Genomic DNA, 20,263 nt, shown 5'->3' with positions numbered 1-20,263 from the left:
GCGCTATTTACATTGTCCTTTTTATTACCTCATGGAGTTGAGCATGGCAAATAAGCTTTATATTAAGAGTATACTTGGCGCATGTCTTCTTGCTACTTGTTGCGGCAGCCAGGCAACAGAGTTAAAACGCGTATATGGCAAAATCAGCCTGGGATACGGTGACTGGAATAAGGGCTTTGTGAATGTTGATCGTGGCGAAGTCTGGAAAGCTGTAGCTGATTTTGGCGCTGTATTCGACAGAGGTGAGTTTGCTTCTTTTTATGAAATGAATGTGCTTAACCATCCGGTAGAAGGACGTAACCACGTTACTCAATTTTTAGGCCATTATCGCCCGATTGAAGGCTACGATTTTACCTTGATGACCAAACTCTATATGTCTATGGAAAACAAGTTTGGCGACGAGCTGAATATGTTATATGGCATCGGCTATCTGGGGCTGGTGGAAAAATCATGGTTTATCAAGCCATATCTGGCGGTACATAACCTGTCGAATGACTACACGTCAAAAACCTATGGGCAAGCGACCGGCTTTAACGGTTATGTCGCAGGCTGGGTGGCCTCCTATAATTTTGATATGTTTAACGAATCATTCGCTATTTCTAACTGGAACGAAGTTGAATTCGATCGTAATGACGCCTATGCCGAGCAACAAGGCGGACATACGGGTCTAAACGGCGCGGTAACCTTTACCTGGAAATTTATGCCCAGATGGACAGCTTCAGTATCCTATCGCTATTTCAATAATAAGCTGGGCTATGATGGTTACGGCGACCGTATGAATTACCTGATTGGCTTTTCGTTCTAAGCGTTATTTGTTGTAAATATAACACTGATAATTCCCCTTGCACCGGTTCCCTTTTCGTTGTGGATAAGGTGTGTTGTGATTCTTTAATGTAGCATAAATGGATGGTTGTTATGAAAAAGAACTTTTCGGTCTCGTTGCTTTCTCTCTGCATAGGGTTGTCATCTGCAATTAGTTTTTCTGCTGATGCGCGTGACATTACCATTTATTACACAAATGATTTACATGCTCACGTCTCACCAGAAATTATTCCTTATGTTTCAAAAACACGTCCGGTAGGTGGTTTTGCCCCTATTTCTAAAATCGTTAAAGACGCCAAAGCAAAAGAAAAAGACGTCTTTTTCTTTGATGCCGGAGACTATTTTACCGGCCCGTTCATCAGCACCTTGACTAAAGGTGAAGCGATTGTCGATATCTTAAATACCATGCCTTATGACGCGGTATCCGTTGGTAACCACGAGTTTGATCATGGTCATCAAAACCTGGTTAAACAGCTCAGTAAACTAAAATTCCCGGTACTGCTGGATAACGTCTTTTATAGCGGCACCGATAATCCGTTAATTAAAACACCTTATACCATCGTCGAAAAAGACGGCTTCAAAATCGGCGTAATCGGTATGCACGGTGTTTCCGCATTTTATGAAGCTATCGCTGCCGGTGTACGTGAAGGTGTCGATTGCCGCGATCCTGTCCCCTACGTGAAAAAACAGCTGGAAGAGCTGAAAGGCAAAGTCGATCTTACTGTTCTGCTCGCCCACGAAGGCGTGCCGGGTATGCAGTCCAGCGCCGGTGAAGCGGATGTTGCCCGTGCGCTGAAAACCGATGTTGAAATGGCCAAAACCCTCTCCGGTTACGGCCTGAACGTGCTGATCACGGGTCATGCGCACAAAGGCACGCCGGAACCGATTAAAGTCGGCGATACGCTGGTCGTGTCTACCGATGCCTACACCATTGAACTGGGTAAACTGGTTCTCGACTGGAACCCGCAAACCAAAAAAGTGGACAGCTATAATGGCAAGCTGATCACGATGTATCAGGATACCTATAAACCGGATCCGCAAACCCAGGCGAAAGTTGACGAGTGGGAAAACAAAGTTAAGAAAATTACCGACAGAGTGGTTGCCACCTCTCCGGAAATTCTGACCCGTTCCTACGGTGAATCCGCGCCAACCGGTAACCTGATTACCGATGCGCTGATGTATAAAGTGCCGTATGCCGATGCATCGTTCTATAACGCTGGCGGTATTCGTACCGAACTGCCGAAAGGGAATATTACTTACGGCGACGTGCTGAGCATGTATCCATTCACCAACGACGTCATGAGCGTGGAAATTAGCGGTAAAGACCTGAAGGCGATTATGTCTCACGCCGCCGACCTGAAAAACGGCATGCTGCACGTGTCGAAAACGGTCAAATTCAAATACGACAGTACAAAACCGCTGGGACAGCGTATTGTCGAATTTGATATCAAAGGTAAACCGGTCGCAGACAATACATTCTATACCGTCGCGCTGGATTCCTTTATCGGTAAAGGCGGTGGTGGCTTTGACTTCACGAAAGGTAAAAACGTCAAATACATTAAAGGACTGCAAACCTCGCAGGCAATCGTTGATTATATGGAACATGTAAAAAACATCGTTCCGGATCATACTATGCGCGTTGACGACATCAGTAAATAAAAACACTCTCATGCGGCCGTTACCCGGCCGCATTTTTATCTGTTTTACTCATAAAGCGGTAATTTATAGACCCGGAAGGCAGAAATATCATAACGATAATTATCGCCATTGGTTTCCTGATTTTTATAATAGCCTGACGTCACCGTCGCCTCAAATAACAGCGCTTTGGTCTCTTTGTTGATTTCCTGTAAGACAAGAATACCTAGCGCCTGCGTTCCTTCATTCGGATCAACGAGATCGCTGGATCCCGGCTGACAGGAGATCGGACGACCAAACTCATCTACTGTGCTACCGCCGAAGTGAATTACCAGATTGCCATTACTTAACAGATGTTTAGCGCTGACAAAACTGCTGTATCCCCGGCTCCCCACTTCCTCTTTGCCATATTCATAGGGTCGCGTTACGGTCATGGTCTTCAGGTCAATACGGAACTGAACCACACGGCTAAAGTTATCCGGCGGCAGCAGACTGCTATCATCGTCACGGGAACGGTAATTACCGTTGTCAAAAACCAGAAACTCCACAATACCCGGTTCGCTGGTCGGAATTTCCACAATATTATGCTGCCCCCAGGTCCAGAAGTTCTTATTCGCTTCTTCAATTCCTTCGGCGGTTGTCAAATCATACAGTGGCATCCCCGCTTCATCGACGGGGGTAAGAAGATACTCAGCAAAAGATTCCGACCAGTCCTCATGGGTCGCCATAATAAAGCGCAGCGCGCCGCTATCAACATCAACGCCAAACACCGCGCTTTGATGGCGGCCGGAACACACCAGCAGGTTGTTGGTTTCGTTGATATAGCTTTGATTAATATGCAACCAGTCGTCGACGGTAACATCCTGACCCGGCGCACTGCCGGAGGGACGCGGAGCACGCGAGTAGTCCATGACATATAGCATATCGTAATAAGCGACTTCCAGCCCCGTTGACAGGTTCATTATCGAAACACCATCTTTACCTGTCGAATATTCATCAGGACGACCGTTACTGTATTCAGATGGACAAACGATAAGATTATTTTCGATCGGCAAAATAGAGTGATGGCATTGGTTATCCAGCAACCAGACGGTATAGACACGTCCCATAAGGTCAAATTCATACATATCTTTGCAGTGGTTTTTGGCCTGGGAGGTGGCCAGAAAATGGCTGTTATTCATACGCACAAAATTATAGGAAGGAATATCCTGGCCCACATACCAGCGCACGATGCCATTGCGGTCAAATGCGAGGTTATAGCGATCAAAATAGGTTGAAAAATATAACCCATCGCCTAATAGCTCAGGGTCGGTAGCTGCCTGAGTTACTCTGATAATCGGAAAGCCCAGCGTGACGTCTGCGGAATCTGACGCAGGCAGCGGGTCTGTCAATACAACATAGGAATTGACATCACCCGATGCCGTAGTGAGCGTGATTTTATTATTGACTCCAGCTACTAACCCGCTGACGGGAATCAGGTTCGCCCCTAAATGAACATCGTATCGATAAAGAATCGGTACCGTTGTTTGTTCACTGTCAAACACACAAATATCAATCGCTTCACTGGTTTCTACCCAAACGCCAAGATAAAGGCTTAACGGCGCGGTGCCATAAGGATTAAGGGTAATAACGGCATGTGTATAGGTATTGTCCTCGCGAATTTGGGCGAGGAGCTGCTGGTATATGGCGTTATGGTTTTGCACCATCGCGTTATCGGTATCAATTTTCTGATTCACCGGCGCTCTTGGTGCAGGCATGGTGAGTGAGGACTGTTGGTTTACGTTCATAATAATCTCCAGACTATGCGTTATGAGACTTCTGTAATGCAGAGACAATTCCTCTACCTGTCCAACGTAATATTCCGAAGATGTGCAGCATAGTTATTACGTATAACGCAATAACAAAACAAATCATAAAAATATTTTACATCGCCATCGGTTCATAAACTTTCATTCTGAGAAAACAAGTCATTATCAAATATTTATCTAATTCTTTTTACCTATATCCTATAGCATCCATAAGACCGGCCAACAGGCCAAAATAAACGTTACGCCAGGTAACATAAATTATCATTCAAATACATAAAAAAACGCTTAACCTAAAATTATAGCAACACTCAATAAAATTAAACATAAACGGAAGCAAAATATTGCTTTTATGTTTTTTGTTTTGTGACCAACCGCACTTTTAAATTAATAAACCGCAACAGACAATTCTCATCACTTGAATAAAAAATAATGACATGCATATTATTTGTCGCCCAAAAACATGGTTTGAGAATCCTTAAATGACGCGTTATATGTATATCTCATTAAATATTGATAAAATAGAATCAACATGCTCATAAAAAGAACACAAAAACAATAACATTTATCTCACTTAAACAATTTAGCCAATTTAATGACAGTTGATTTCTCAGGCCTGTCGCCCCAACCTATCCTTGCTCATAGCATAGCGGACACGTTGCAACGATGCTGACTATACGGAACAAGTGGGATGTCATGCCTGAAAGCACAAATGGAGTAATCATGAGACAGCATAAAATAAATAATGAGTTTATTTACAATGAATCATTAAGAGAAATCACTTCTTTGCGCAGCAATGCAGCGGTCAAAATGACATTTATGCGTGCCCGGTGCCTGAGCTATTTAATAGAAAACGCACATCAGGAGTTGATTACCCGTGAAGGTGTCGCGTACGCCGTTTGGGGGGAACGGGGCAAATTTATCAGCGATGCTAACCTGACACAGTTAATTTATTTATTACGCCGCGATCTGAAAAAAATAGGTTTACAGGAATTATTTATGACCTTACCGAGGCAAGGTATAAAAATAAATGAAAACATTGTTATTGATACAAGCGACCTTCCCCAGCCCTATACCTGTAAAAAACCACACCGGCATAAAAATATCATCGCAGTAATCATTTATATTCTTTTAGCGATACTCGCCGTATTTTATCTTCCAATACGCCTCTAGCGCTGTACGAGAGAATAAGGCGATCACTAAGCGGATATTTTCGGTGGTTATCATCTCTGTTTTTAAGCAACGGAGCACGTAACCACCGTTATTATGCCTCCTTCAGATGGGCATACTATGTTCAGTCATAAATAATCCGCAGCAGCGTCAGCTGTTTGTCCTCATCCAGGTAATGAGGTTCCACCACCGCATACGGTGAAGCGATCGACGTAGCCATATTCTCCACGATAATATGGCGCTCAATGCCGTCCTGGCGATGGCAACGCACTTCCAGCACCCCCGTCTCATTCCAGCATCCTGCTTCAACAACCGTTCCCTGAAACCGTATCTGGCTTCCCGCCTGCGCCGCACCGATAACCATGAGCGGCAACCACAACGCGGGGGTCACATAGTGTCTGACATGCATAATAAGCCTTCCTGCACTTCTGGTGGCGGTTAATAACGAGAAGCTTTCGCTTCCTGACCAGTGAACACTATCCTTTTGCTTTTTGAATCGCCATCTGCAACATGTCTTGCGACGTACTACCCGGAATAACGGTAATCCGCGTCACCTCTTGCTGCGGTTGCTGGGGCATAACAACAAAGGCTGGCGTACCGGTAAAATCCATATGTTGAGCCAGCGCTTCGTTGGTTAACAACGCATCATGAATGGCACCACGGCGTTGCGCTTGTTTAACTAACGCTATTTGCTTCTGCGTCAGATAATGCTGCGCGAGGGTGTAAACATCCTGTTCGCTAAGCTGCCCTTCCACTTTGCCGGTAGCATACAGGGCATTATGCCAGTCGAGATATTTCGCCCCGCCCTGGGTGAGCCACACCTGCTCGCCCACTCTGGCCGCCAGCCCGGATACCGGCCAGCGGGAGGAAAAAATAGGAAACTCTTTGAAAACAAAGCGCGTATCCGGATTCGCTTTGACGAGATTCTCGACTACGGGCGCCATTTTACTGCACCACGAACACTGATAATCAAAGAACATGATTACTGCCGCTTTTGCATCGGCGGGCCCAACGGAGGGACTATTGTTACTTAGCAGGTCGGTACGATACTGTAATGCCAGTTGAACATAAGCCTGCTGTTGAGCAATTTGTTGACGCTGATGCAACGTCTCGCTGGCGGCGACCAAAAATTCAGGATGTTCAGCCAGATACGTCGCCATCGCCTCCCCCACTTTATCCGGATGACTGACAATGTAGGCTTCCGCCGTCGACCCAATGTGCGATGCTGATACAGGATCGGCGGCGATTGCCGCGCCGGATACCGCAATGCCTGCCAGTGCCAGCATCGCCAGCCGGGAAAGTTTTAACGCGTTGTAATACATAATAAATGTCTCGTTCGATAAAAGTGAAAAGTCTCCCGCCATCGGGAGACTCGGGGAAAAATACGTTATGGCATACGCGTCAAATCCACAGCCTGCACTGGCATCACCCGCCCATAGTCATTAATACTTTGCCAGCGCACTGTGCAGAGAACCGTTTGCCGACACCAGTGCGTTTGGCGCGTTGCAAAAGGCGCCACGACCCCGGCGTTGTCCTGGGCGCGCTCGTTAGCGCGTAATAAAAAGAGCGTAACGTAATAGGGAGTAGGATTTCGTACCATCACCCCATCGCGGGTAAGCGACCAGATCAGGTGCCGATAAGCCTGCTGTGGAGTGCCAGCGAGTCCCTCCGGGCGATAAATCAGCTTTAATGCAGAGCGGAACGCCATTTGTACGCTATTCGCTTCCGGCTTACCGGAGGGAATAGCGGCAATGCGCAATGTAAACAGGCTTTCCCTGTCAGCGGGCAGTGGTTCGCCGGTATAAACCACCCGCATTGAGTTTTCCTGGCGCGCAGCAAGCATAAATAATGGCGGCGTGACCACGAATGGCGTGATATTCCCTTCGTTTTTGGTTCCGGGCCAGCGGCCGCCGGATAAAATATGCGTATCAATTAACCAGGACGCGTCTGAATGGTTACTGACTGGTATGCTTAATGCGGCGGTGTCCGCGTGATAGATAAAGCGAGTACCGCCAATCACCACGCCAGCCCACGCCAACGATGCGGGAAGCAAGAGCCAGCATATCGCGCAGCGTAAAAAAAACTTATTCATAGGCAAGAATGAAGGTTGCGGAGGCATTGGCATTACCGGAGGCCACCGTGCCGCCATCGGCAAGATAACGCGCATAAAATTGCAAATGCGCCGATGCCTGGCCCGGAGTAAGCGTGACCACATCACTCTCCTGCCCCAGCGGGATTAACGTTTTATTCTGGTCATAAAGCGCAATCCCAATGCCTGAAGCGTCGCTTTCTCCCGCCGTAAGCGCCAATAAATCCGTATTATGACGGTCCGACGCACCGCTAAAACTGACCGTTACGCCGCTGGCAGTGCTGCCGCAGTTCTGTAAATCGATAGCAAAAGGTTGCCATGCGGAACCGTCGCCTGCGCGATAAAACTGCCGTTGAGAAACCGCGTCCATCGCCACGTTAATATTTTCCGAACCAGGAGAGAGCGAACACGTATTGTCCGTGATGGTTCCGGAGACATAGACCCGGCCATCGTGCGCCTGGACGCCGGATGCCGCCAGCAGCATCCCGATGCCGTACAGGATATCGTTACGCATCATTACAATGACTCCTCATTCATACTGCATATCGAAATACATCACCGCCGTCGCGTTCCCGGACGTGACCGTAGGCCGGGTCGATTTATAGCGAATATAAAAAGACAGCGTGTTGCGTCCGGCTTTCAACGGATAAACCACCGAGTCGGCGTTATTAATACTGACGGTATCCTGATCATCATTCAGAATTTCTACTCCCACACCGCTTGCCAACATACTTCCGCTTCCCATTCCGGTATCGGTGATCGCTAACAGCGCGGGATTGTCCGGATCGGGCTCGCCGGTAAACCAGATCTTCGCCCCGGTAATCCCTCGGGAGCAATTTTTGAGGTTGATATTAAAAGGCTTAAATTTTGTCGTCGTTCCCGATGAAGGAAAATCAGCAACAGAAAATTGCCCTAAATCAATACTTTGACTCAGACTGGAAATATCTATGTCACAGGTTTGCGCCACAATAGCGCCGGTAAACTCCAGGTTATAAGCGAGGTTGTCAGCGCTGGCATTGATGTTCAGACCCAGCATCAATCCCATGGTAAAAAGAACAAAATATGATCGGTTCATTTAGTCAAAGTCCACACGCAGGCTGGCTAAGGCGGTAAACGCGCCTTCCGCGGGCGTTTCCCCTGTTGTACTCACCGGGTAGGCCTGCAGTATGAGGTTAGCGCGTCCGGCACTATCGGTGACAAAAGGCGCGACGCTCTGCGCATCATTTGGAATAAGCGCGCTCCCTTCATCGGTTTCGACCACCACGCCGACATCTGCATTATCCGAAGCGATTGCCTGGGGAAAATGGCTATCCGGTATGGCGATAAGACGCATCGTTAAATTGACCTGCGAATCCAGGCCGCTGCACTTTACCGGTACGCTGAATTTTTTCGCCCGTGTTCCCCTGGGTTTTTGTCCTGCATGGTTGAAACTGCCGCTGTATAAAGAACCGAAATTGACAAGAATGGTTTGCCCGGCGTTAATTTCACAGCTCTGCGGCACCGTCACCGTTCCGCTATACATAATGCTGTACACCACGTCTGACAACGGATCGCCTGCGGCAGTCGTGACATAAACATTGAACATGGTCTTAGGACTAATATTCACCGTGCCGACGAACGGTTTAACAATTTTGAGCTGAAACTCCAGATTTGAGTCACGAACGTAGAATGGTTGACCCGCTTTCACATTTTCATCATATCCCATTAGGACATTGTTTATTGGCGGATAGATATCGCCTACTGCGGAGTCCACAATCCGCATTCCGCCTTCAAGGTAGTCCGGGTCCAGCTTTAAATATTTCCAGTTACCGCTCGTTTCCACAACAGGATACTGCGACACATAAGAGCGATAAGTCTGGCTATAGGTTGCCGCGCCTGCCGGACAAACCGCCTGCACATTCACCTCCTGGCTTTTTTCCAGTTGGACCGTCTTCCCCACCTGGTTCTGTTCTGCCGTCAGAGTCGTCGTTAAATCGTAATTCACGCTGGAAGGCGTTCCATTAACATTTTTACACACGTCAGCTAACGCGTACTGCGATACGCCCCCTCCCGTCAGCAGAGCGAATAAAAAAAGTCTTTTCATTTAATGACACTCCGTACGTTGTCGACTCAGCGTCTGACGGGAGGAAGAAAGCTGATAGTGTGCGACGCAGTGTTGATCCGGCAGGTTACCCCAGCGAGCATACAGAACACCCTGTGCTGCCAGTCCGGAGAGATAAACTTCCCCGGCCTCGTCAACGATCGCCTCCGCATGGCGATCGTTCACTGTTACCGTCGCGCCAAAAGGTACCGGCTTACCCTCATGATCCAGCGTCAATAATGCTCTTGCGCCGACTCGCGCTTTAAAGCGGGCCATAACCAGCGAGCCCTCAGTAGGCACAACACGGGTTACTGCGTCATCGATATCGACATCATCGGCCATTGCATTGACATCGAGCGCTATACGATTCTGGCGATACGTGGTCGCATACGGAACCACAGCATAACCGCGCCTGTCCGTGTGAATACCCGGCTGGTCGACAACGCCGACATTGGCTGCACCTGGCGCGGCAATCAAGATATTGGTATTGCCCAGCGGTTGGCTTAGCGTTACTCCATGCGAATGCGCCACCAGACCGCCGCTCAGACCATAATTCACCTGCTGGTAATTGCCGTTATCGCTCACGTTGTAGCCAATGTTGGCATTACCCTTCGCCCCATCGTATTCCAGGCTGGCGGAGCCGCTTTCGCCAACACCCTGATTCTGATAACCTTGCTGTATGTTGTAACTAAGATTATTTTCATCCAGTAACGTGCCATTAAGCCCCGCATTTTGCGTGACGTTATGCTGTTTGTCCGTGCTGGTGCTAAAGGTGGCGTAAATATTGTGATGGCGCGTGACGGCATCGTCGTGCTGCAGCCATTGAGTTAGCGGCACCGAGATATTCAACGCAAAAATTTCATCGCGCGCCGAATCACCTGCGGATTTGTTGTTGTTATAGGAAATGCTCCATGCAATGCCTGCCAGCGTATCGCTGTACCCCACCTGCAACAAAGAAGCCGTTTCATCAGTGTGCCAGTAGCTTTGCTGACTGCCAGTAATAAAAAGCGATCCCAGCCCGCCTAACTGCTGATTAATATCGAGCTGTACTTTACCCCGTCGGGTATAGTACAGGTTGTAATAATCTGCCCATTCCGGCCTGGCCTTATCGCTCTCCGTCCGATCGTCATTGTCATAGCCACTCATGTGTTTCCACGCCGTATCATCCAGCGTATAAAATCCTGATGTTGAATAGCGATAACCCAGTAGCTGAAAATTTGTTCCCAACTGCGTAAGCGATTTGGCATACAGGAAACGTAACGATTGCCCCTGGTGAGTGCTGCCATCCGCCAGTGTACTGGCGGCCTGCGTCACATCCAGCGACACTGCGCCCCAGTCACCTAAATTCGCACCGCTACCGATCGCCAGCGCCTGATAATCACTCGAAAGTTGCGTGCCGCCATACAGCGTAAAACCCTGCGGTAATCCCCATATCAGGGTTGCCTGGCCAAATTTTATCTTCTCTTTCTGGCTGCTATCACCGCGATATTCAGCAACTGTGGCCGCGTATTTCACCCGTCCTTCTCGTTGCAGAATAGGCACTGCGGAATAAGGCACGTTATAACGGTTAATAGCGCCATCGGACTCTTTGACTTCAACCGTCAAATCGCCGCTGGCGGCAGTGGGATAGAGATCATTGATAGTAAAGGCACCGGGCGGCACATAACGCTGGCTGATAATGTAGCCATTTTGCCGGATGGTCACTTGCGCGTTGCTTTTGGCAATACCGTGAATAGTCGGCGCGAACCCCTTCATGCTGTCTGGCAACATATTATCGTCAGACGCTAACTGTAGCCCGCGGAAAGGAAGGCTGTCGAATAATGCGGCGGAGGTATAGCTATCGCCTGCTGTTAATTCTCCCTGCCAAAAGGCCACATCACGTTCCAGATAGGTACTGATGTGCTGCCAGTCACTGTTGCTATTCTGATCGCCGCTATTTGCGTTCCATGTGGAATAGTCGCGTAGCCGCCAGGCCCCCAGATTAAGGCCGCTATTTAGTCCAAGAAAATAGCTGTTCTCCGCACTGTCGTCTGCGCTGCGATCCCGGCTATTCGCCCCGGTAAACGTGTAATTCAATAACAGTGCGTTAATACCCTCATCCCAGTATTGCGGCGGGATATATCCTCTGGCGCTGGCAATCAGCGCCGCCTGCGGAATGCTAATATCAAGACGTTGCTGCGCAAAATCAAAACGCGTATAGGCGGCGGGGATCGCCCTGGCAACATCCGGGCAACTTCCCGCAGTTGCCTTAGCCAACAGTGGAAACGCCCCGGTGTTTATCCCCATACTTTTTAGCATTTCAGGCGTCAGACAGGCGCGCAAGCCGCTATCATCGGATTTTGCGCCTTTTCCTGACGTTTTCACCGCCAGGAAAGCAATATCTTTGGCAGCGAGAAACGTATTATTCAGATAAACGTCGACACGATACGTTCCCGCCGCCTGGGCATTACGGGAAAAAGTCGATAAGTCGGCCACTGCCGACGGGTCGTCAGACAAAAATGCCGGGTTAAAATAGTTTTCCGCCCGACCAGACACAGGCCCCCATGCCATAGCCAGCGCCAGCCCGGTCAGCACGGGTTTCACCCCCCCGAAGAAATATCGCGTCATGAACAGCTTATTTCGCATAACATCATGAAGCGGAACAGGCACGGGAGGGCGTTGTGGCGCCAAAATCGTTTACCGTGCGGAAAGAAACCAGGCCGATGGGCGCGGGCATAGAGATCGCACCTTTTGGCGGTACCATGGTATTTGGCAGTTTTTTCCCGGCGCTGTACAGTTCTACCAACGAAATATAGTACGGCGAAGGGTTAATGATCGTTAACTGGCCGTTCTCGTTGCGGCAGCGAAGCGTCGCCGGGGCATGGGTTGCCCCCTCCGCCAGATCTTTCGGGCGAATAAAGAGCTTAATTACACTTTGCGTCGCAATTTGCAGAGAGTTGCTGGTCAGTTTATTTTTATCGACAGAGGGTATCGCTTTACTGTTTAAATAAAATACACTTTCGCGATCGGTCGGCAATGACGGTCCGACATACATAATCCGTAATATATTTTCTTTTTTGGGTTGTATCACAAAGAGGGGCGGCGTGACGATAAAGTCTGTTGAGCGTGAGCCATCGGCATTCGCAACCCATGACTGAATTAAAAAGACATTGCTGTCAGAAGAATTAATAATCGGCAGAGAGGTTTGCTTACTTCCCTGCGGATAAATGACTCTTGTCGCGCCTAACGCAATGCCTCCCGCCTGAGCAACCGGTGTCAGACCGGCCGCCACCAGCAGTAGCAATAGTCGAAGAAAAACCGATACTGTTTTTTTCATCTATTTAATATCCTGATGCCGTTGGTTTGTTACGCGCCATTACGCGCGTAACGCCCCTTCCTCGTCCCCCAATAGACGAAGAAATAAACCTGATGCGGAATCAGGAATAAACCATGCTAAACGTTGCCGTCGCCGTAACATTACCGGCGGTCGCTGCGCCTGTAGCAATATAATCTACACTCAGCGGAACAACGTTTTCGCCATCATTCAGGGTAACGGTGCTGGACGTTTCACCGACGTTCAGTGCCTGACCATCAGGCCCATAGAGCTGTAATGCCACGTTCGTTGCCGAACCAGCCCCGGCGGTATTCGCCAGCGCTCCCGGCTGGTTACCGTCCTGTTGTCCATTAAAAATAACTGCCGCATTCTGGCTGGTCTGGGAATCGCAGTCCTCCAGCTTTATGGTGAAATCTTCTTTTTGATTCGCCACCATGCCAGCGTCGGTTAATTTACTGGCGCGAACCTGACCTAATGTAACAGTCTGATCGACAGAATCAGCGGAAACAGAGCAGGCCGCGTCCACCACCTGCCCAATAAAATTTACCGTACCACCAGAGACGGTCGCAGTATCCGCTTGCGCAGTAGAGATCATTCCGCCAAAGGCAATAGCAGAGACCATTAATGCTAATACATGCTTTTTCATTCAAGCTCCTTTTAAATATAAAAATGAGGGTACTCAGTTTTTTCACAAAACGACTGCAGATATTGCTTCGCAGCAATATCACGACTTTTTCTTATGCGAAAAAAGCATTTTTTTGTTCTGATATAAATCTCAGACATCAATAAAATAGCGCTCAGCGTCATACGTTAATCTTTACGCTATAATGAGATAACGATGTTATTAATTATTAGTAAGTCAAAGGCAAGTTGCAATCATCGACGTTTGGTTTTAAAGGACCCAATTTAACTCGTTGTTTTATATTAACTTTACATCAGCCACCTGGCTTACGACCTTTAGCAGTATTGACTTTCTAAAAATAATCTTTAACCCTACTGATATTAAAACATTTTATTAACAGAAAAAACCACACGTCATTAAAATATGTAAAAATTTAGTTTTGAAAAGTAAATCAATATGCTACAGGCAGTTTTCCAAGCGCTGTCAGTCGGCCATTATCGATAGTGATATAGCCGCCTTTTTTCAGTTCAGACAAAATTTTCATGGTCCGGCTACGCGATATCCCCGTTCGCTGCTGAATAAAGTTCAGTACGATAATATTTTCCCGGTAGACCTGAGGATAAGCCCAGATTTCAATAAGTAACGCCCGGACTTTAAGATAAGAATCGACACCGACCAATTCCCGATCGCGGGCGCTCATCACCATTAGTCGATAAGCCAGACAGCGAGCCACGTCGTGCCACAAATCGCATTCATTAACAATTTTTATAAAATCAGGTAAACGGACAAATCGACCCGTACAGACCGTTTCTGCGAGCAGAAAATGCGCTGGTCGCGTCGGGACATTATAGGTGGCACCATAACTATCAACCATCCCCACAATTGATGGCGAAAACGCTGAACTTATATGGAGTCGGTTGTCATTACGGCAGTAAGAAACGATTCCTGACTCCAGTAATACAATGTAGTTTTCCTCATTTGCCTGTAAATAAAACTCATCGCCGATACCCAGCGCAAACGGCTGGCCAAATGGCAACAATGCCGAAAATAAGGCATCAATTGCTGCATAAGGCTTAGCCTGTTGGGAAAAAAGAAAGGAATGTAATAAATTCTCATTATTATCTTTAACCAAAGATTCGTTCATCATTTTTTCATTAACTGTTGTCTACCCAATGTAGCGCCACAGTATAACCTCTCAAAAAGCGCTTAAATTAATAATAAATAACATCACTATGCAGTATTTCTGTATCCACAAAGCACTAATACGCAATATTTTTATGATTAAGATAATTCTTAACACAAAATGATTATGGGTATGTGATGACAAATTACATAAAAAGAATGAGAGACGAAGAGGCGCAGGAAAAGAGATTCGAAAGAAATCGCTTGCGAATCTCAAACCTATATTCCGGATAAACACTGCTAAGTGGCGGTATTATCTGAAGTATCGTGGGGCAGCATAATACTCTCTCATTTTATCCGCCAGCCAGCCGCCGTCTTCACCGTTCGAGTGGATTGTGGTAATACTGATAGTGGAACCGCCGCCCCACAAGATAGAAAAGACGTTAAAGTCCGGCAGATTCAGCGCCTGCATTTGACTCCAGTCATACCCCTTATCTTTGCGCAAAAAATCGCCAACGGTGGGAACACCATAAGTCGCACGATGTAATGCCGTATTGAGTAACTGCAAAGAAATCGTGTCAGGATCGCTGCCAATGCGGGCGTCCCCCATAAAAAAGGTCCCGCCCGAGGCAAAATGCGCTGGCGTGATTTTACTCTCTCCCTCTTCTGCCGTAGGCATATGTCCACCAGGAATTTGCCAAAGCATGGCGGGCTTCAGCAGCGCTTTCGTCACCTGTTTCACCATGGCCAGGTAGTTAAGCCAGCAAGTTGCATTCCAGCTATAGTGCGCACGCGCATCAGGGCTAAAACAGTCACGTTCAAATTTATCAAACGCAATAAAATCTGGCGCATATTCTCCGCTATAAACACCCAGTTCATGAATAAATTCAGCGATCGTCTGCCCTTCAGCAACCGGGTCAGCAGTATCGCGCAACACCCAATCCGCTGTCCCCGTCGCCCAGACATTCGTCTGCCAGCCAAACGCCACATCAGGGGCAAACTGGCGAACAAGATAGTTCACGGCCTGAATGTAGCCGTAGAGATCATCGCTAAACGGAGGCAATGAAGGCACGATAAGACCAGGCATAGCCGGTAATTCCCGTATAGCTGCCGCCAGCTGAACATTGACCTGCACACTGTTTTTTTGCCGTACTGCGGTGTAGCCATACGGTTCCTGTTGTATCGCCCCCAGAAAATCTGGATTAAGTACAAAAGTGGCCGGGACTGGATGCGTCTCATCTTTGTAAGACTGCGCAGCCAGACACTGGGTAATAAAGTGCCCAAAATGGTTACGCAATTTTTGCGCATCCTGTAAATCCGCAAGCGCGCTACCGCCACTGGCGTTCACGGTATAAATAACCATGACCGGCATTATGCCGCGACCGGCTTCTTTTTCTATTTGCCGCACCAGAGCCACCGTTTTATGAATAGGTAATGTCTCGTAGTCCAGGAAGCCATCTCTGTTAACATCAACATCTGCTGCCGGAATCGAGTCGCCGGCCCCGTCAAAACCGTCGTATTTAAATAGCGCGCTAAACGGCACATCGCGATAGCGTGAAATCGTCTCAGGTGCGTTAACCGTTACACCGCCATGCGCAAGGTAATCAGGCCAGCCTTTTACCTGTAGCGTCACACCTGGCTGAAACTCCAGCGCGACATGGTTGACGCTTTGTAATAGCCGCTGCGGCCCGGTCTGTTCACAGCACCACAGCACGCTATTGATGAAAATAGCGTCCGTCTGAACCTCATACAGCCCGGGCGCGAAGCGTAGCGCTAACGTCTGCTGTTTGCTGTCGCTCTCCAGCATTAATGTGTATTGATATTTACCGTTGCTGAACAGATAACGCTGCGGCGCAACACCTTCCGGCAGGCCCAGAATAGTGACGTCCACCGTCACGAAACCCGTGGTGTCGATCGCTGACTGTTGGTAAGCGACAGCAACCTCAGCAATCTGCTCCGCGGCAGGGCTAAAAGCGGTGGGATGTACGGGCGTCGATACAACGCGATTATTAATCATCACAGGTTGCAGATTGACCGTATAACGACGCCCCGCCAGTAGCCGATTAATGAATTGCGGTTGGTTGGCAATCAGTGTGACGGTATGTGCATCCGTTTGTGTGACGTCAGTGAGATTAACGGTTACTTTCGCATTGCCAAACGCCGGCGCGTCAATCATCAGGCGCGCGCGGGCATAACGGACAAGCGGTAGATAAGGTATCTGGATCTGCGCGGTATCCTTGCTGGATTGCAGTATGACGGTAAAAGAGGCGTCGACAGGCGCGATTTGCATCTCATCATTCGCCAGTACCGGTACAGTAAGCTGATATATTCCCGCGCCAAGATCGCCGATCGTCAGAACGTCGTCCCATTCGCCGACAAAACAGCGAGTTTCGCCGGAAGGAAAAAGCACCTCAATGGCTGGTTTTAGCATTATGCCCGGTGCCATGGCAGGAAAGTGAACACAGATTTTTCCCTGACGGGCGGGGTCATGAGCCAACGTCGCGCTCAAATCGCTGACAAAAACCGGCGTCTGCGTGGCGGCCAGATAACACTGGAGTTCGGCAACCTCCCCCGCCGCCAGCATCAATGCGCCATCATGGTTAATGGTAAGAGTATTCTTTTCAATGGGCCATCCCCCATCACTGGCCAGCGTTACCGCCTGGTTGCCCAGCATCGCTCCCTGAAACGGGCTATAGGGATCAGGGTGCGCGCTGGTCGTAAAATTTAGTATAAGCTGATTAAGATCTACCGCCTGGGCGTAGAGGTTGGTTAACGTAAAGATCACACGTTGATACCAACTCGTCGTATTCAACTCACTTATGCTAAGCGCAAGACCGTCTTCCTGAAGATCGTTATCCTTTTCCGGCTCATCGGGGTCGGCAGGTTGTTCCTCTGCCGCGGGTATCACCGGTGTGTCTCCATCAGCTATCTCTTCAGACCCGGCATCTTCAGATGAGGATGACGCCAGCGTCAATGTGATGGCGGACATTTTTACTGGTACCTGCGTGGCCGCAAAGCTAAAAGAGAACGTCCCGCTTTCGCCTGGATAAAGCGGTAATTTGTCGCTGTTATTAATGATGATCTCATTCGCCTCCAGCGTGCCTTGCGCAACATCATTCAGCGTAAGCGGCTGATTCCCTTTAAGCGTCCCGCCAACATTTCCCCATGGATCAACATGCCCGGAAGCCATAAACGTTATCGCGGCATGGTTCATATCCACCGGATTGCCGCTCTCATTGATCATGGTTAGGGTGATTTTTTGATACCAGCTATTGACGTCAAATGTGCTGGCGTGGATGGAAATGGTCATGGTCAATCTTCCTCTGTCCCTGGTAGAAAAAAGCCCCGGAAAACCGGGGCTTGAATCGTGAAGCCCAATACATCGTGTTTAATAGCGTGTATTAGTAGGCGCCAAGATCGGTCCATGCACCGCCGGCACTGCAGTTCAAATCCGGCTGGTCACCCATAGACCACCATTTCACCTGGTAGTTATGGCCTTTCCAGCTCACGATTTCGAAAGTACCCCAGGTCGCGCCATAAACGGTGGAAGCATCCCACTGTGCATAAGGCGCAACTTTATCGTCTGCCGGAACATCATCTTCTGCCGGAGCCTCATCGTCTTCAGGATCGACCGGAACAACGATTTCGTCCTCTTCCGGCTCAGGCTGCACCGGAGACAATGCAGGAACAACGGTCAGTACAAAACGCTGTTGAGAAGACGGTTCGTTGTAGCAATCACGCACAAACAGTGTGAACTGGAAAATCGTTTTTTCACTCACTTCCGGAGCGACAAATTCAATGATTTCCGCGCTCTTATCAGCCACTGTGATTTGCGAAGGTACGCCCCAGCTAAAAGAGATCTCATCATCATCTTCGTCAGAAGAACCAGCGCCGGACAGTTGTACGGTAGACCCGCCGACCACCAGCAGTTCAATCGCCGCTTTCGGCGCATGGTTGACCTTCTGCGCGTCGTCGCTGTCGCTCTGCTCTTCACCATCTTCTACGTTGATGCCGTCGAAGTAGAATGGCTCCATATCAATGACTTCAGATTCGATTTCATAACCCAGACCTTCACGCACGGCATTAACCAACACGCCGTTATCCTGATCGATAGTCCAGGTAAACACACCACCCAGCCCCAGTTTCGCCGCATATTCGCCTTTCGCTTTTACTGTGCGTGGCGTATCCAGAGATAAAAACAGTTTGGACTCAGGGTTATACAGATAGTCAGCGTCAGCGACCTGGTCGGTATAGACATTAAAACCGTTGCGCCCTTTCTGGTTTTCCAGATCCAGGTAGTTATAAATCACGTCATACCATTCGTTGGTACCAGACTCAAACGAACCAGTAGTCGTTTCATATTCGCCGTTCGCCAGTTTTTTACCTGGGTTATAAGAGCCTTTCAGAGGAGATAAAGTGTCAATTTCTACATTACGGGCATTACGGGTATAACCGGCATAACCGATGTTGATCCGTTCAGCGGAGAAACCTTCTGCCAGCAGGTGATCAACAATGGTTTCCACAGACCAGCCGCCCTCTTCCAGCGCTTTCAGATTAGTGTGGTGACCCAGCGTTTCCGCCCACGGCGTACCGAAGAAGTCATAGGTCATCAGGTTGATACCGTACAGACCAGCAGCCAGCAGATCTTTCACGTTCGCGTAATCAAAGATGTTGGTAACAGCAGAGGCTGCAATAGAAATCTTCACATTGCTCAGACCAGCGGAATCCAGTTGTTTACGCAGTTCGCCTATCAGTAGCGCGTAGTTAGCGCCATCTTCTTCGCCAAACGGGTTGCCCGCGCCTTCGTTGTTTGGGTATTCCCAGTCGATATCCACTTCGCTGAACATCGGGAACTGTTTGAACAGTTTCACCACGCCTTTGGCGAAGATTTTACGGGAGGAGTCAGAGGCCGCCGTTTCATGGAAACCGTTACTCATGCTCCAGCCACCGATACTCATTGATAGCGCCAGCGTATGACCTGCCGCTTTGGCTTTCGCCTGCATATCACGTAACGCGCCCAGAAGACCTTTCGCATTTGCCTGCGTTACCGTCATTGGATCAACATCCCAGCCGCTGACATCAAAGCCCAGGTTCACATAAGACTGGAAGTCGCCCCACGGATCGAGGAAAGTCGGTTCGTATTTCACTTTACCGCAGGCGGCCGCCGCTTCAGCAACCACATCACGATCTTCTTTATCAATTTTTCTAAAACCGGTAATACCCACAAAGCCAAAAATCAATTTATCGTAGGCAGTTGGAGAGACATTGGTTAAATCATAACCACGACCGCGATGATCAGGCACATCATCGCCCTGCAGACGGCTGTCATACTGCGACCAGTCAGTGTAATAACCGAAAACTTTCGGTTTGGTGGCGGACTCTTTGTACTTGTTATAAACCGGCTTCGCGACACGAGCAGAAGTATAACTAAATTTACTGTCTTCCTTAGCTGGGTTAAAACCATCTGCTGCATTACTGGTTTCAGTAAGGGTATCGCCTTGAATCAGTTTACTTGTAGCCATTTTCAAATTTCCTTTTACATTAAAAAATTGTCGCAGCTCGTTCTGCGGACTTCATAATCGCTACAGACGCAAAAAATGGCTAA

General features: G+C 48.5%; 16 protein-coding genes. 3 read left to right on the top strand and 13 right to left on the bottom strand.

Annotation, left to right across the window (positions count from 1 at the left end; genetic code table 11):
* Positions 1 to 43 precede the first annotated feature (43 nt).
* Positions 44 to 805, top strand: coding sequence for an outer membrane protein OmpK (locus SBG_RS00175; RefSeq protein ID WP_001284572.1), 762 nt, complete (start codon positions 44 to 46; stop codon positions 803 to 805).
* A gap of 101 nt (positions 806 to 906) precedes the next feature.
* Positions 907 to 2,481 carry a bifunctional metallophosphatase/5'-nucleotidase gene (locus SBG_RS00170; RefSeq protein WP_013991352.1) on the top strand — a complete coding sequence of 525 codons (1,575 nt, stop codon included), beginning with the start codon at positions 907 to 909 and terminating at the stop codon, positions 2,479 to 2,481.
* 44 nt (positions 2,482 to 2,525) lie between these two features.
* Here SBG_RS00170 and SBG_RS00165 read toward each other — a convergent pair whose 3' ends face one another.
* Positions 2,526 to 4,244, bottom strand: a complete 1,719-nt coding sequence (locus SBG_RS00165; protein WP_001102262.1) for an aryl-sulfate sulfotransferase — start codon at positions 4,242 to 4,244, stop codon at positions 2,526 to 2,528.
* A 741-nt stretch (positions 4,245 to 4,985) separates the two neighbouring features.
* Here SBG_RS00165 and SBG_RS00160 point away from each other — a divergent pair.
* Entirely contained in the window at positions 4,986 to 5,435 is a 450-nt protein-coding gene (locus SBG_RS00160; RefSeq protein WP_001248824.1) for a winged helix-turn-helix domain-containing protein, read from the top strand.
* A 121-nt stretch (positions 5,436 to 5,556) separates the two neighbouring features.
* Here SBG_RS00160 and SBG_RS00155 read toward each other — a convergent pair whose 3' ends face one another.
* The 12 genes from SBG_RS00155 to SBG_RS00100 form a co-directional block, all read right to left on the bottom strand.
* Entirely contained in the window at positions 5,557 to 5,841 is a 285-nt protein-coding gene (locus SBG_RS00155) for a hypothetical protein (RefSeq protein ID WP_000558465.1), read from the bottom strand.
* A gap of 67 nt (positions 5,842 to 5,908) precedes the next feature.
* Positions 5,909 to 6,754: a DsbA family protein gene (locus SBG_RS00150; RefSeq protein ID WP_000291657.1), complete on the bottom strand. Its 846-nt coding sequence runs from the start codon at positions 6,752 to 6,754 to the stop codon at positions 5,909 to 5,911.
* A gap of 65 nt (positions 6,755 to 6,819) precedes the next feature.
* Positions 6,820 to 7,551, bottom strand: coding sequence for a pili/flagellar-assembly chaperone (locus tag SBG_RS00145; RefSeq protein ID WP_079775181.1), 732 nt, complete (start codon positions 7,549 to 7,551; stop codon positions 6,820 to 6,822).
* Entirely contained in the window at positions 7,517 to 8,035 is a 519-nt protein-coding gene (locus SBG_RS00140; protein ID WP_013991351.1) for a fimbrial protein BcfF, read from the bottom strand. The genes SBG_RS00145 and SBG_RS00140 overlap by 35 nt, the downstream gene beginning before the upstream one ends.
* 15 nt (positions 8,036 to 8,050) lie before the next feature.
* Positions 8,051 to 8,596 (bottom strand): fimbrial protein BcfE, encoded by a 546-nt coding sequence (locus SBG_RS00135; protein ID WP_001082149.1) that lies wholly within the window; start codon positions 8,594 to 8,596, stop codon positions 8,051 to 8,053.
* The gene (locus SBG_RS00130; protein WP_000825341.1) at positions 8,597 to 9,604 is read right to left on the bottom strand and encodes a fimbrial protein BcfD; all 1,008 of its coding nucleotides are present in this window, start codon (positions 9,602 to 9,604) and stop codon (positions 8,597 to 8,599) included. It abuts the gene before it with no gap.
* Positions 9,605 to 12,226 carry a fimbrial biogenesis usher protein gene (locus tag SBG_RS00125; RefSeq protein WP_001244704.1) on the bottom strand — a complete coding sequence of 874 codons (2,622 nt, stop codon included), beginning with the start codon at positions 12,224 to 12,226 and terminating at the stop codon, positions 9,605 to 9,607.
* Positions 12,227 to 12,230: 4 nt separating this feature from the next.
* Positions 12,231 to 12,917, bottom strand: a complete 687-nt coding sequence (locus tag SBG_RS00120; RefSeq protein WP_000754469.1) for a fimbria/pilus periplasmic chaperone — start codon at positions 12,915 to 12,917, stop codon at positions 12,231 to 12,233.
* Between the two features lie 100 nt (positions 12,918 to 13,017).
* Positions 13,018 to 13,560, bottom strand: a complete 543-nt coding sequence (locus SBG_RS00115; RefSeq protein ID WP_000716704.1) for a fimbrial protein BcfA — start codon at positions 13,558 to 13,560, stop codon at positions 13,018 to 13,020.
* A gap of 427 nt (positions 13,561 to 13,987) precedes the next feature.
* On the bottom strand, positions 13,988 to 14,683 hold the full coding sequence (locus tag SBG_RS00110) for a winged helix-turn-helix transcriptional regulator (RefSeq protein WP_000980854.1): 696 nt from the start codon (positions 14,681 to 14,683) through the stop codon (positions 13,988 to 13,990).
* Positions 14,684 to 14,971: 288 nt separating this feature from the next.
* A complete protein-coding gene (locus SBG_RS00105) occupies positions 14,972 to 17,968 on the bottom strand; it encodes a hypothetical protein (RefSeq protein WP_000155816.1) in 2,997 nt (998 codons plus the stop codon).
* A gap of 91 nt (positions 17,969 to 18,059) precedes the next feature.
* On the bottom strand, positions 18,060 to 20,180 hold the full coding sequence (locus SBG_RS00100) for a glycosyl hydrolase family 18 protein (RefSeq protein ID WP_000235820.1): 2,121 nt from the start codon (positions 20,178 to 20,180) through the stop codon (positions 18,060 to 18,062).
* Positions 20,181 to 20,263: the final 83 nt, after the last annotated feature.

This window comes from Salmonella bongori NCTC 12419, from assembly GCF_000252995.1.
Lineage (GTDB): Bacteria > Pseudomonadota > Gammaproteobacteria > Enterobacterales > Enterobacteriaceae > Salmonella > Salmonella bongori.
The sequence above is the reverse complement of the archived record's forward strand: the minus strand, read 5'-3'. Positions and strand labels throughout refer to the sequence as shown.

Excerpts from the sequence above, each read along its gene's own strand:
- SBG_RS00175 (WP_001284572.1), top strand. The coding sequence starts at position 44 with ATGGCAAATAAGCTTTATATTAAGAGTATACTTGGCGCATGTCTTCTT.
- SBG_RS00170 (WP_013991352.1), top strand. The coding sequence starts at position 907 with ATGGTTGTTATGAAAAAGAACTTTTCGGTCTCGTTGCTTTCTCTCTGC.
- SBG_RS00165 (WP_001102262.1), bottom strand. The coding sequence starts at position 4,244 with ATGAACGTAAACCAACAGTCCTCACTCACCATGCCTGCACCAAGAGCG.
- SBG_RS00160 (WP_001248824.1), top strand. The coding sequence starts at position 4,986 with ATGAGACAGCATAAAATAAATAATGAGTTTATTTACAATGAATCATTA.
- SBG_RS00155 (WP_000558465.1), bottom strand. The coding sequence starts at position 5,841 with ATGCATGTCAGACACTATGTGACCCCCGCGTTGTGGTTGCCGCTCATG.
- SBG_RS00150 (WP_000291657.1), bottom strand. The coding sequence starts at position 6,754 with ATGTATTACAACGCGTTAAAACTTTCCCGGCTGGCGATGCTGGCACTG.
- SBG_RS00145 (WP_079775181.1), bottom strand. The coding sequence starts at position 7,551 with ATGCCTCCGCAACCTTCATTCTTGCCTATGAATAAGTTTTTTTTACGC.
- SBG_RS00140 (WP_013991351.1), bottom strand. The coding sequence starts at position 8,035 with ATGCGTAACGATATCCTGTACGGCATCGGGATGCTGCTGGCGGCATCC.
- SBG_RS00135 (WP_001082149.1), bottom strand. The coding sequence starts at position 8,596 with ATGAACCGATCATATTTTGTTCTTTTTACCATGGGATTGATGCTGGGT.
- SBG_RS00130 (WP_000825341.1), bottom strand. The coding sequence starts at position 9,604 with ATGAAAAGACTTTTTTTATTCGCTCTGCTGACGGGAGGGGGCGTATCG.
- SBG_RS00125 (WP_001244704.1), bottom strand. The coding sequence starts at position 12,226 with ATGCGAAATAAGCTGTTCATGACGCGATATTTCTTCGGGGGGGTGAAA.
- SBG_RS00120 (WP_000754469.1), bottom strand. The coding sequence starts at position 12,917 with ATGAAAAAAACAGTATCGGTTTTTCTTCGACTATTGCTACTGCTGGTG.
- SBG_RS00115 (WP_000716704.1), bottom strand. The coding sequence starts at position 13,560 with ATGAAAAAGCATGTATTAGCATTAATGGTCTCTGCTATTGCCTTTGGC.
- SBG_RS00110 (WP_000980854.1), bottom strand. The coding sequence starts at position 14,683 with ATGATGAACGAATCTTTGGTTAAAGATAATAATGAGAATTTATTACAT.
- SBG_RS00105 (WP_000155816.1), bottom strand. The coding sequence starts at position 17,968 with ATGACCATTTCCATCCACGCCAGCACATTTGACGTCAATAGCTGGTAT.
- SBG_RS00100 (WP_000235820.1), bottom strand. The coding sequence starts at position 20,180 with ATGGCTACAAGTAAACTGATTCAAGGCGATACCCTTACTGAAACCAGT.